The sequence below is a fragment of the Arthrobacter sp. Y3224055 genome (assembly GCF_059090825.1).
This window is the reverse complement of the sequence record NZ_JBNHGB010000001.1, coordinates 731,068-743,121: the sequence shown is the minus strand read 5'-3', so window position 1 is coordinate 743,121 and position 12,054 is coordinate 731,068. Positions and strand designations below refer to the sequence as shown.

The window sequence follows — 12,054 nt, the reverse complement described above, 5'->3', positions numbered from 1 at the left end:
TCCAAGGAGCCTCTATGAGCAACACCGTCGTCAACCTCGAAGAACTGCCCAACCTGGTCGGCAAGGACCTGGGCTACACCGACTACCGTGAAATTACCCAGGACCAGGTCAACACCTTTGCCCATGCCACCGATGACCACCAGTGGATCCACACCGACCCGGAAAAGGCCAAGGAAGGACCGTTCGGCGCGCCGATCGCCCACGGCTTCCTGACCCTGTCGCTGGTCATCCCGCTGTGGAGCGAATTGTTCGACGTGGAAGGCGTCACGACCAAGGTCAACTACGGCCTGGACCGCGTGCGGTTCACCAGCCCGGTGAAGGTCGGCTCCAAGGTGCGCCTGCATTCGGTGATTTCCGAGGTCACCGAGGTGAAGGGCGGGGTCCAGATCAAGACCAACAACACCATCGAGATCGAAGGCGAGGAGCGCCCCGCGGTCATCGCGGAGTTCTTGGCCCGCTTTTACGCCTGACGCCGGGCCGCTCCTTGTCCTGCCGGCTGCACAAATCCAACCTAACTGTTGATTTCTTCAACTATTGTATCTACATTGTATTTAGGTGTGGCGCCGATCACAGTCAGTCTCCCGACGGCGGGGGCGGCGGCGCCTAGGACCGCGAGGAGCATTTCATGAAGAAGCACTTGGCGAAGTTGTTGGCCGGTGGCGCGATTGCCGCGATGGCATTGACCGGCTGCGGCTCCGGTTCCCCCTCCGGGTCGAACGAAGCGCCGGCGGAACAGTCCGGCGCCGCCGGCTCCGGGCTCACCAAGCTCACCGTAGGCGTGCTGCCGATCGCCCCGTCGGGAGCCATGCAGTACGGCATCGATGAGGGCATCTTCGAGAAGCACGGCCTGGAACTGGAGTTGCAGGCCGGGCAGGGCGGCGCTGCCATGCTGCCCGCCGTTTCCACCGGCACCCTGAACTTCGCCGTCGGCAATCCGCTGTCGGTGATGACGGCGGTGGACAAGGGCCTGGATATGAATATCGTCACGGGCTACAGCAACTCCAAGGCCGAGGGCGAGGATATCAACGCCGTGATCGTCAAGGCTGATTCCGGGATCGAGGACTTCGCCGATCTGGAGGGCAAGACCACCGCCGTCAACACACTCAAGACCCAGGGCGACCTCACCATCATGGAATCGGCGGCGATCGACGGGGGCGACCCGTCCAAGCTGAAGTTCAGCGAAATGCCGTTCCCGGACATGGAAGCCCAGCTGGAGCGCGGAAACGTTGATGCCATTTGGGTGCCTGAACCCTTCCAGTCGAAGGCGTTGGCCAACAAGGACTACAAGCTGCTGGGCTACCCGAACCAGAAGGCCTTGCCGGGCCTGCCCACCATGGTGACCTTCACCAGCGGCAGCTACGCCGACCAGAACGCGGAGATCGTGGCCGACTTCAAGGCAGCCGTTTCGGAAACCCTGACGGCCGCGGAAGCGGATCCGGCCGGCGTCCGTGCCGTCCTGCCGGACTTCATGGGCATGCCCGAAGAAGTGGCGAAGGGCCTGAAGATGGAAACGTTCGACGCCGAGCTTCCGGTGGATGTTCTCAGCGACATGGGCGAGCTGATGGTCAAGTACGGGTACGTGGACAAGGCTCCGGACGTGCCGGCCATGGCCGTCCAGTAGCCTTCGTTCTTGGCCTCAGGCGGCGGGGCGGTTCCCGGGATGCGGGAGCCGCCCTGCGGCCTGTTGCAGGGGTTCCCGTCGTTGACGGCCTCCACTATGTCCGTAGATACTGTGACCTAAGGCACACTCTTGCTGCATGGGGCGGTGAGTGGGAGAGGGACCCGTGAAGAGAATTGGAACGGCGGTTGCGCTGGCGGCAGTGCTGGCGGTAACGGGCTGCGGTGGGGGCAGCCCGTCCGGTGGCGGTGATGCGGCCCCGACCGGCGGCACCGAAGCCGCCGGCGGAATGACTCCCATCAAGGTTGGGGTCATCCCGATCGTCGACGTGGCTCCCATCTATCTGGGCGACCAGGAGGGATTCTTCGAAGAAGAGGGGCTGGATCTCGAACTCGTCCCGGCGCAGGGCGGCGCGGCCATCATCCCGGCCATCACCAGCGGTCAGATGGATTTCGGCTTCAGCAATGTCACGTCGCTGGTGATTGCCCGCTCCAAGGGGCTGAACATGCAGATGGTGGCCAACGGCGCTTCAACCACCGGCAACCAGGATGAGGATTTCGCGGCCGTGATGGTCAAGCCGGACAGCGGGATCAAGGAGATTGCGGACCTGACCGGCAAGCGCATCGGCGTGAATACCCTGAACAACATCAGCGACTCGACGATCCGTGAGGCGGTGGAGCAGGCCGGCGCGGACTCGTCGGACCTGAATTTCGTCGAGATGCCCTTCCCAGACATGCCCGCGGCGCTGGCCAACGGCAATGTGGACGCGATCGCCGCCGTCGAGCCGTTCGTGACCATCGTCGAAGGCGATGGTGCGGTGCCCGTGTTCTCCAACTATGCCTATCCGGTGGAAAACCTCACGGTGGCGACCTACTTCACCTCGGACGACATTGCCGAGGAGAAACCGGACGTCACCCAGGCCTTTGTTCGGGCGATGAAAAAGTCGTTGGCGTTCGCCGACGAGAATCCGGACCGGGTGCGCGAGATCCTGCCCGAGTACACGCAGCTTGATCCCGCGGTCATCGAAAAGCTGACCCTGCCGAAATTCCCGCAGGAGGTCAATGCCGAGTCCATCCAGGAGATCGCCGACATCTCCCTGAAGAACGGCCTGATCGAGGAGATCCCGGACATGGAGGCGCTCCTGCCGCGGCAATAGGCGTCCACCGGCCTGCGTTGGCCGACGTGTTGCTGAGGGTCTGGCGGTGCGGCTAGGGGCGGGCCGTCGGCGGAAACGCCTCTCCGCGCTCGCGGAGGGGCGTTTCACTGTTCCCGGGCGGGTCGAACGGCTGCCTTTTGTGGCGGGACACCGCCGGTTGTGGTGCGGTGAAGGCCGATGGTACACCCAGATCTTCAACTATTGACTTTCTCAACTAAAACGCCCTAGGTTGGAGATGTTCGCTGTGATCTGATTCACCGCTGAGCCGTGAGTCCGGCCCCAGCCCGCGGGCTTGAGGGTCGGGGCCGCTCGCGGGGCTGTCCAGACCCGCTCGCCGGGTACGTCGGAAGGTATGTCACCATGCACAATCAAGGTCTTGGGGCCTGGATCCACAAGCGCCGCATGAAGTCCGCCGCGAAAACCGCCGTCATCAGCAGCGCGGGTGAACTGAGCTACGGGGAGTTCGCCGGGCGGGTGGACCGCCTGGCCAACGCCCTGGCGGACCGCGGCGTCGGCCGCGGTGACCGGGTGGCCTACCTGGGGGAGAACCACCCGGCGTTTTTGGAAACCTTCTTTGCGTGCGGGACCCTGGGCGTTATCTTTGTTCCGCTGAACACCCGGCTGGCCCCGCCCGAGGTCCAGTTCGCCCTGCAGGACTCCGGCAGCCGCATCCTGGTCCACGCCCGCAGCCTGCAGACGCTGGCTGACCGCGGCAGTGCGCTGCTGGGGCTAAACCGGCGGATCGTGGTGGAAGATACCCCGGCGGGAACCGTTGCCGAGGCGGCCGAGCCGGGCACCGTCGTCGAACTTTTGGAGGAAGTCATTGCCTCCGGCGGCACAGAACGCCGTGATGAGGCAGTGTCGCTGGATGACCCGGCCATGATTCTCTACACATCCGGCACCACGGGCCGGCCCAAGGGGGCGCTGCTCACGCACGGCAACATGACCTGGAACAGCATCAATGTGCTCGTGGACTTCGACATGGCCAGCACCGACGTGGCCCTGATGATCGCCCCGATGTTCCACGTGGCATCCCTGGGCATGGGCGTGCTGCCGGCCCTGCTCAAGGGGGCCACCGTGGTGCTGGAGCCCAAGTTCGATCCGGGGCGGACCCTGATGCTGATCGAGAAGTACAAGGCCACCAGCATCAGCGGCGTGCCGACCACCTACCAGCTGCTGTGCGAGCACCCGGACTGGGACAAGACGGACATCAGCTCCCTGAACAAGCTGACCTGCGGCGGATCGGCCGTGCCCATGCGGGTGCTGGAGGCCTACGAGGCCCGCGGGCTGTCCTTCACCAACGGCTACGGGATGACCGAAACGGCGCCGGGAGCCACCACGCTGGCGGCGGAGAAGTCCCGCCCGAAGGCCGGTTCCGCCGGGCTCCCGCACTTCTTCACGGATATCCGGATCGCCGATCCGCTGGGCGAGGTCCTGCCCCCGCGGGAGGTCGGTGAGATCCAGATTTCGGGTCCCAACGTCATCCGCGAGTACTGGAACCGGCCCGATGCCACGGCCGAGAGCTATGCCGACGGCGTATGGTTCAAGTCCGGCGACATGGGCTACGTGGACGACGAAGGCTTCCTCTTTATCTCCGACCGGCTCAAGGACATGATCATCTCCGGCGGCGAGAACATCTACCCGGCCGAGGTGGAGCAGGTCATTTTGGAGCTGGAGGCCGTCAGCAGCGCCGCGGTCATCGGCGTCCCGGACGAGAAATGGGGGGAGGTGCCGCGCGCGGTGGTCACGGTCCGCGAGGGCTTCTCGGTGTCCGCCGAGGAGATCCAGCAGCACCTGGACGGGCGGTTGGCCCGCTACAAGATCCCCAAGTCCGTGGTGTTCGTGGAGGACCTGCCGCGGACGGCCAGCGGAAAGATCCGCAAGGCCGACCTGCGGAAGGAATACTCGAACTAGACGGGGCTGCCCCCGGGCGCGGGCTACTTGCGGGCGCCGAACTGCCTGCGGGCCCGGGCTACTTGCGGGCGCCGGCCGGCTGCGGCGACTGCGGCTGCTGGACGCCCGGCTGGTCGGAAAGCCGGTCGATGAGCGCGAGGCCGCGGCGGGCCCAGGTAATCTCCTGTTCCGCACGGGCCACGAGCCCTTCATAGGTAAAGCGCTTGAAGGCCTTGACCCGCGTCCGTTCGCTCGCCGGGGTGCCAGCCAACCGGCGATTGAGCATCTCGCTGCTGTCGTCGTCGATCTCACGGATCCGCTGCTCCCACTGCTGCCGGAGCGCGGTGTGGTGCTCAATGTGCGCGCGCATCTGTTCGCGCGCAGCGTCCGGTTCGGCCCACTCAAGGTAGGCCGCCTTCAGGTGGGCTGGATCCCGCACCCGGGTGTAGTCGAGCGTGGTGTTCATCCACTCCCGGAAGGCCTGTAGTCCGGCGGCGGTGATGTGGTAGCGGCGCTTCCTCCCGCGCTGGCCCCAGATGACCTCCTCCCCGTCGAGCAGCCCTTCCTGCTCCATCCGCCGCAGCTCCGGATAGATCTGGGAGTCGGGCGCGTGCCACACATTCCCGACGGACGACTCGAATTCCTTGTAGAGGTCGTAACCGGTCATGGGTTCGACGCTGAGCAGCGCCAGCAAGGCGTAGCGGAGACTCACTGATTCAACTTCCTTTTCAGTGTTGTGTTGCCAATCACTATATCCATCGGTAGTCGGATGGCCACGCGAAAATCGATGTTGATCGTGGATCGTGGTCCCGAAACCGTTGTTTACGGGACGCCGGGCGCCCCGCCCGCCCGACCTCCGTGCCCCGCCAGCTCTGCGCCCGCCGGCTCCGCGCCCGCCCGGTCGTGTGGTCGGCCGCGCTAAGTGCGCGCCGGCCCCGCCGGTTCCAAAGTCCGGTCCAGCGGGTGCTCAAGCTCGTCCTTCAGCATTCCGCCGAAAATGAGCGCCAGCACAGCCAGGAGCGGCAGGGCGAGGCCGATCAGCAGGAAAATCAGCCAGATGGGCACGACTTCGCCCAACGGCCCGGCGAGCGCCATGGAGACCGGCATCAACGCCAGCGAGACGAAGAAGTCCAGGCTGGAGATCCGACCGAGCAGGTGCGGCGGCACGCGGCGCTGCAGCAACGTGCCCCAGATGACCTGGCCCGCGCTGCCGGTCGCGCCGACTACGAACAGTGCTGCGGCCATCCACCAAAAACTGCCGGTGAAGCCGATGACGGCGATCGGCAGGGCGCCGGCGCCCCAGAACAGCAGCATCACGGTCAGGTAGCGCCGGGGCAGCCGCAACGAGGCGGTGGCCATCGCCCCGGTGGCGCCGCCGATGCCGAAGATGCCAAGCAGGAAGCCAAACGTGCGCGAGTCCCCGCCCAGTTGGTCTGCAACCGCAAACGGCAGCAGTACCTCAATGGGGCCAATGAAGATGAGCACGCTCACGACGGCCCACAGCAGCGTCCAGAGCAGCCAGGGAGTCTTTAGCGTATAGGCCACGCCCTCGCGCAGATCCGCCAGCACGGAGCCGCGCTTGCCCGGGGGCTCGTCTGAAGCGGCGACCGACGCCGTCGTCCCTGCATCCGGAGCCAGTTCCTGTCCGAGGAAGTTCAGGATGATCAACGCGGACAGATGGCACAGCGTGATCCACCCGATGGCCGCCCCGGGGGAGAAGGAGGCGACGATCATGCCAGCTGCCGCCGGTCCGGCGGCCTGCTGCAGCAACGGCCGCATGGTGCCCTCCATGCCGTTGGCCGCCAGCAGGTCCTCGGCCGGCAGGATCCTCGGCAGGATGGCCGAGTAGGCGGGAAAAAAGAACGCGGCACCGACTCCCAGCAGGAAGGCGGCTGCGGCCAGGTGCCACAGTTGCAGCAGCCCGGTCATGGCCAGCAGGGCCACCGCGCCGATGGCCACCAGGTTGGCCGCCTCCACGCTGATAATCAGGCGGCGGCGCGGAAGACGGTCCGCCGCGATGCCGCCGAGCAGCACGAACGCCAACAAACCGACGCTGGCGCAGGTGGCGACGAGCGACAGCTGAATGGGTCCGCCGCCCAGGGCGATGACCTGATACACCATGGCTACGGCCCACATGCCGGCGCCGAAGACCGAGATGGCCAGGGCCGAAATGAGGATGCGGTAGTTGCGATGGGCGAAGGGCCGCAGCGCGCGGGGCGTGGACATGGTTGTTCCTGGGATTAGAAGGAAAGGCTCACATAGTATCCACCCAGTGATTGAGAAATGCAAACCACTTATCACCCCCTATGTTGGTAGTGGCTTTCCGGCTAGACTCGCTGCAGGTCGGTCAAGGGTGACCGGCACCACACGAGGAAGGAATTCCGACTATGGCCGACCCCAAGCACGCGCCGTCCCAGGCGGCCCGGACATTGCTCGACGACTTCTCGCTCGAGATGACCGGCAAGGATGTTCCCGCGCTGGAAGATGCCGCCGGCACGATTCCGGCGGGAACGCGGATCAACGTCACCTTCCTGGGAAACGAGGACCTGCCGACGCGGGTTGCGGCGGCGGCCGCCGTCAAACGGCACGGCTTCTTGCCGGTACCCCATGTCTCTGCCCGGCGGTTGGCGTCGCGGGCCGAGTTGGAAGACTTCTTGCAGGCGTTGTCCGCCGATGCGGCACCGGAGGACGTCTTCGTTGTCGGCGGCGACCCGGCCGAGCCGATGGGGCCTTATCCGGACTCGCTCGAGGTCATCCGCAGCGGGCTCCTGCCCCGGTACGGAATCCGCCGCGTGGGCATCAGCGGCTACCCGGAGGGGCATCCGGACATTTCCGGCGAGGTGTTGTGGAAGGCGCTGGAAGACAAGCATGCCGAACTGCAGCGGCAAGACCTTGAAGCGGTCATCATCACGCAGTTCGGCTTCGACACGGATCCCGTCTTCGACTGGCTGGCCGAGGCCCGCCGCCGCGGGATCCACGCGCCGGTGCGCATCGGCATCCCCGGGCCGGCCGGGGTCAAGAGGCTGCTGAACTATGCCAAGCGGTTCGGAGTGGCCTCGTCCGCCGGGATCGTGCACAAGTACGGCTTCTCCCTGACCAACCTGCTGGGGACGGCCGGGCCGGACAAGTTCCTGGAGGAATTCGCCGGCCGTTATGACCCATCGGTGCACGGCACGGTGAAGCTTCACTTCTACACGTTCGGCGGAATGAAGGCCACGGCGGACTGGGTCAAAGACTTCCGCGCCGGACGGTAGCGCTGCGCGAACGGAAGCTCATCGGGGACGGTGACTCCGCGCCGCGGCGATGCCCAGCCGGCTTCCGGGGGCTGCGCTGTCCACGTTCAGACGGAAGTGTCCATCTTTTGGTGCGCCATGGCGCCCTGACAGGGGACGATGCTTGAACAGGTTCTAATACTTGGGCAGCGCGGCTCCTGAGCGGCGCTCGCTCGCGGGAGTCAGGGCCGGATCGGGCCGCCGGCGTGGCCCCGCCCAGGTTGGCTGATGGAGCCCTTGAGAGCGTGGTGCGCGGTTCCCGGCCCTGTTGCGCGCCGCCGCTCTGTGATTAGGTGAAGACAGGGCGCACCAGCGCTTGAGGGAAGGAGATTCATGAGCGAGGAAATCAACAACCCGGACCGCTACGACCGTACGGAGCGCGAAGAGAACCAGGGCGGCGAAACCTCCCGGGACGAGGAATTGCTCCCGCCCGGTGAGTTGCCTGCGGATGCCAAGAAGGGTCTGGCCAACGTCTACGGCGATGCCGACCGGACGGCTATTGACGATCCAGTCAGCGCGCCCGGCCCCGAAGACGCCGCGGCGATCGAGCACATGGAGCAGCACTTCCGCGTCGGCGAGACCGAGTCGGGCGAGCGGTACATCGAAGAAACCGGCAGCCAGGAAAACAGCAGCTGACGGCGGTCCCGTCTGAGCGGCGGCGCCAGGAGAGCGGCAAACGGCGGGGAAAGTGCCACAGGCACTTTCCCCGCCGTCCGTCGTCGTGCTGCCTAGCGCGGCGGCTGGCTCAGGCCTTGCGGCCGGAGCGCCAGCCGCCGGGGTAGTCCTGCCGAACTGCCTGGGAGTACGGCACCGGGCTGACGACGGCGCGCACGTTCAGCTGCCGGTGCGACTCCACGGTGGTCTTGCGGGTACCGCCGTCGGGCTCGCCCCAGAGCACCGTGACCTCGGTGCCCTCCGGCACGTCGGCGTCCACCGTGGCCAGGGACAGCGCCCGGTTCTCGTTGGCGGAGTAGCCGGTGAACATGGACAGGCCGATCGTCTCGCCCGCGGCGTCGAGCACCGCGTCGTAATTGGACGAACCATAGTTGGCCAGCGGCAGGTCAAAGTACTTGTACGGCGTGCCCTCGGTGTCGAAGAGCGAGGCGAAGATCTTCGCCATGTCCTCGGCATTCCATTCGAGCGTGACCTTCTTGCGCTGGTCGGCCGGGTCGATCTTCTCCAACGCCTCGCGACCAATGAAGTCGTGGTCGAACTTCACCATGTGGCCGTACCCAAGCTCCCATGGGTTGAGATAGTAGTCCTCGATCTTGTCCGAAACGAAGCTGCCGGCGACCGCGTTGACCGCCTCGTAACTGTCGGCGCCGAGCCATTCGCGGTAGGGGCGCAGCTCCTCGCCGGTGTAGATGGCGGGCAGCGGGGAGGGGATCCAGCCCGATTCCAGGGTGTTGGACGGGTAGGCGCGCGAACCGACGGCCAGCAGGCCGAACTCCTGGCCGGCCTCCAGGATGGTGTCGCGGACCTGGTCGTACGTCTCGTACGGTCCCCAAATCTCCAGCCCCGGTGCGCCGGCCATGCCGTGGCGCAGGGTCTGGACCTGCCGGCCGGCGACCTGCATCTGGTCCATGTTGAAGAACTTCAACTGTTCAACCTGGCCGCCGTTGACCTTTTCGATGATCTTCCAGGCGTTCGGGCCCTGGATCTGGAAGCGCCAGTACTTGCGCTTCACCGGCTGTCCCATGGGCCGCGACGGTGAGCGCCGGTCCACCTCAATGTCCACGTCGTAGCCGCCGGTCTCACCGTGATAGATCAGCCAGTTGGCGGCGGGGGAGCGGCCCACGTAGACGTACTGGTCCTCCATTTCGTGGAACAGGATGCCGTCGCCGATGACGTGCCCGGCGGGCGTGGTGGGCACGTACTGCTTGGCCTTGTTCACGGGGAAATTGGCTACCGAGTTGATGGCGGTGTCCGAAATCAGCTTCAGGGCGTCCTTGCCCCTGATGAACAGGTTGTCCATGTGGTGCGACTGGTCGAACAGGACCGCGGACTCGCGCCAGGCGCGCTGCTCGCTGCGCCAGTTGGTGAATTCCGGGGCGACGACGGGGTAAATGTAGGCGCCGATCTGCGAGTTGCGCAGCATCTCGACGGTGTTGCCGGACTGGTCCAATACTTCCTGAAGATTCTTGGCGCTCATGGGTTCTTGTCCTCCTCGATGGCGGGCCGGAGTGTGACGCATTGCACATTTCCAAGATACTCCGACTCTATACCTATGGAGATAGTTATGTCGACCGTTGAGGGCGGAATTCTTGCTGAAGGCCCTACGGCTGCCGGCCGGCCGCTGGTTCTCGCCGGCGCTGGAAATCACGAGCCCGGGCGGCGGAGCGCCAGGCCTGCCGGGCAGCGCATGGTGTACAAAGCGAAAGGGTGCCCTTCCCGACGTCGGAAAGGGCACCCTTTGCAGTCCGTTGACCGGGAGGTGGGTCAGCGCTCTCCGGCAGCCACGAAGGGCTTCCCCGCGGTTGCGCGGCTGACGGCTTCGGCGAACTCTGTCTCGATGTCCGGCTGCGGCTTGTGCGTGAAGAGGCTGACGACGACGGCGACGGCGACGTTGAGGATGAAGCCCGGAACGATCTCGTACATGGTGGCCGAGAGCGCCGAGGTGCCCCAGATGAACACCGTGACCGCGCCGGCCAGCATGCCGGAGAGCGCGCCGGCGACGGTGAGCTTGCGCCAGAACAGCGACAGGATGATGGTCGGCCCGAACGATGCACCGAAGCCGGCCCAGGCGAAGGCCACGAGCCCCAGGATGGTGTCGTTGCGGCTCCAGGCCAGGAGGCCCGCCACGAGGGCGACGACCAGCACGCCCAGGCGGCCAAGCATCACCTGGGTCTTCGCCGGGGCGTCCTTGCGGGCGAAGATCTTGTACAGGTCCTCCACCAGGGCAGACGAGCACACGATCAACTGGGAGGAGATGGTGCTCATGATCGCCGCCAGCACCGCGGCCAGCACGAAGCCGGCGATGAACGGGTGGAACAGGATCTGCGCGAGGTCCAGGAACACCGATTCGGCAGACTTGGCGTCAGTGAGGGTGGCGCCCGGGTTCTGCTGGAAGTAGGCCACGCCCACCATCGCGGTGGCAACGGCGCCGAATACCGTCATGAGCATCCAGCCGATGCCGATCCGGCGGGCGGCCTTGGCCTCGCCGGGCGTGCGCAAGGCCATGAAGCGGACGATGATGTGCGGCTGCCCGAAGTAGCCCAGTCCCCAGGCCGCGGCGGAGATACCGGCGACTGCACCCCCGGTGAACAGGCTGAGGTGGCTCGGGTCCACCTGCTGGATGGATTCGACGGTCGCAGCCAGGCCGCCGGTGGCGAACACACCGACGATCGGAACCAGCAGCAGGGCCGCGAACATCAACAGCCCTTGGGCCACGTCGGTATAGCTGGCGCCGAGGAAGCCGCCGAACAACGTGTACAGGACGGTGACGCCGCCGACCACGAGCATGCCGACCCCGTAGGTAGAGCCGAAGGAGGATTCGAAGAAGACGCCTCCGGCCACCATGCCGGAGGAGACGTAGAAGGTGAAAAAGACCAGGATGATCACGCCGGAGACTATCCGCAGCAGCCGCGAGCGGTCCTTGAGCCGGTTCTCCAGGAAGCTGGGAACGGTGATGGAGTCATTGGATACCTCCGTGTAGGAGCGCAGCCGCGGGGCCACGAACTTCCAATTGAGCCAGGCGCCAATCGTCAGGCCGATGGCAATCCAGGCTTCGAACAATCCGCCGACGTAGAGCGCCCCGGGCAGGCCCATCAGCAGCCAGCCCGACATGTCCGAGGCGCCGGCGCTCAGTGCCGCGACGCCGGGCTTGAGGCCGCGGCCGGCAAGCATGTAGTCGTCCAAATCGCTCGTGCGCCGGTAGGCCCACCAGCCGATGGCCAGCATGCCTGCCATGTAAATCAGCATGGCGATGATTTGGAACATCTGGTCGTTCACGAGGTTTCCTCCGCCGTGTCTCGGTTTGGTGCGCCTCAGTCTTCCAGCGGGGTACAGGCGTGGCCAATTGCCGCCGCTTTGTGTCGCCCGGGACGAAGAACGGCAAGGGAACCGGCGGGCCGCTGAAGGCCGGGAAAGAAGTTCATCTGCCGTGGGTTACAGCG

General features: G+C 65.7%; 10 protein-coding genes. 6 read left to right on the top strand and 4 right to left on the bottom strand.

What is annotated here, in order from left to right:
* Positions 1-14 precede the first annotated feature (14 nt).
* The 4 genes from AC5RTY_RS03530 (at position 15) to AC5RTY_RS03515 (ending at position 4,688) form a co-directional block, all read left to right on the top strand.
* Positions 15-470 carry a MaoC family dehydratase gene (locus tag AC5RTY_RS03530; protein WP_494138976.1) on the top strand — a complete coding sequence of 152 codons (456 nt, stop codon included), beginning with the start codon at positions 15-17 and terminating at the stop codon, positions 468-470.
* Positions 471-625: 155 nt separating this feature from the next.
* Positions 626-1,621 carry an ABC transporter substrate-binding protein gene (locus AC5RTY_RS03525; RefSeq protein ID WP_494000904.1) on the top strand — a complete coding sequence of 332 codons (996 nt, stop codon included), beginning with the start codon at positions 626-628 and terminating at the stop codon, positions 1,619-1,621.
* A 163-nt stretch (positions 1,622-1,784) separates the two neighbouring features.
* Positions 1,785-2,774 carry an ABC transporter substrate-binding protein gene (locus AC5RTY_RS03520; protein ID WP_494025169.1) on the top strand — a complete coding sequence of 330 codons (990 nt, stop codon included), beginning with the start codon at positions 1,785-1,787 and terminating at the stop codon, positions 2,772-2,774.
* Positions 2,775-3,134: 360 nt separating this feature from the next.
* On the top strand, positions 3,135-4,688 hold the full coding sequence (locus AC5RTY_RS03515) for an acyl-CoA synthetase (protein WP_494138975.1): 1,554 nt from the start codon (positions 3,135-3,137) through the stop codon (positions 4,686-4,688).
* A 58-nt stretch (positions 4,689-4,746) separates the two neighbouring features.
* Here the strand turns inward: AC5RTY_RS03515 and AC5RTY_RS03510 are convergent, their stop codons facing one another.
* Together AC5RTY_RS03510 and AC5RTY_RS03505 are read right to left on the bottom strand one after the other, a co-directional pair.
* A complete protein-coding gene (locus tag AC5RTY_RS03510; protein ID WP_494000901.1) occupies positions 4,747-5,379 on the bottom strand; it encodes a PadR family transcriptional regulator in 633 nt (210 codons plus the stop codon).
* Positions 5,380-5,585: 206 nt separating this feature from the next.
* A complete protein-coding gene (locus AC5RTY_RS03505) occupies positions 5,586-6,893 on the bottom strand; it encodes an MFS transporter (RefSeq protein ID WP_494138974.1) in 1,308 nt (435 codons plus the stop codon).
* A 161-nt stretch (positions 6,894-7,054) separates the two neighbouring features.
* On the opposite strand from AC5RTY_RS03505, the gene AC5RTY_RS03500 reads away from it, so the two are divergent.
* Both AC5RTY_RS03500 and AC5RTY_RS03495 read left to right on the top strand, forming a co-directional pair.
* On the top strand, positions 7,055-7,921 hold the full coding sequence (locus AC5RTY_RS03500; protein ID WP_494013701.1) for a methylenetetrahydrofolate reductase: 867 nt from the start codon (positions 7,055-7,057) through the stop codon (positions 7,919-7,921).
* A gap of 351 nt (positions 7,922-8,272) precedes the next feature.
* A complete protein-coding gene (locus AC5RTY_RS03495; protein WP_494024192.1) occupies positions 8,273-8,575 on the top strand; it encodes a hypothetical protein in 303 nt (100 codons plus the stop codon).
* Positions 8,576-8,684: 109 nt separating this feature from the next.
* On the opposite strand, the gene ligM is transcribed toward AC5RTY_RS03495, so the two are convergent.
* Both ligM and putP read right to left on the bottom strand, forming a co-directional pair.
* Entirely contained in the window at positions 8,685-10,091 is a 1,407-nt protein-coding gene (gene ligM / locus AC5RTY_RS03490) for a vanillate/3-O-methylgallate O-demethylase (protein ID WP_494138973.1), read from the bottom strand.
* A 287-nt stretch (positions 10,092-10,378) separates the two neighbouring features.
* Positions 10,379-11,890, bottom strand: a complete 1,512-nt coding sequence (gene putP, locus AC5RTY_RS03485; protein WP_494109483.1) for a sodium/proline symporter PutP — start codon at positions 11,888-11,890, stop codon at positions 10,379-10,381.
* Positions 11,891-12,054 lie beyond the last annotated feature (164 nt).

Bases quoted from the DNA above. Each gene is read 5' to 3' on its own strand.
- AC5RTY_RS03530 (WP_494138976.1), top strand. From the start codon at position 15: ATGAGCAACACCGTCGTCAACCTCGAAGAACTGCCCAACCTGGTCGGC.
- AC5RTY_RS03525 (WP_494000904.1), top strand. From the start codon at position 626: ATGAAGAAGCACTTGGCGAAGTTGTTGGCCGGTGGCGCGATTGCCGCG.
- AC5RTY_RS03515 (WP_494138975.1), top strand. From the start codon at position 3,135: ATGCACAATCAAGGTCTTGGGGCCTGGATCCACAAGCGCCGCATGAAG.
- AC5RTY_RS03505 (WP_494138974.1), bottom strand. From the start codon at position 6,893: ATGTCCACGCCCCGCGCGCTGCGGCCCTTCGCCCATCGCAACTACCGC.
- AC5RTY_RS03500 (WP_494013701.1), top strand. From the start codon at position 7,055: ATGGCCGACCCCAAGCACGCGCCGTCCCAGGCGGCCCGGACATTGCTC.
- AC5RTY_RS03495 (WP_494024192.1), top strand. From the start codon at position 8,273: ATGAGCGAGGAAATCAACAACCCGGACCGCTACGACCGTACGGAGCGC.
- ligM (WP_494138973.1), bottom strand. From the start codon at position 10,091: ATGAGCGCCAAGAATCTTCAGGAAGTATTGGACCAGTCCGGCAACACC.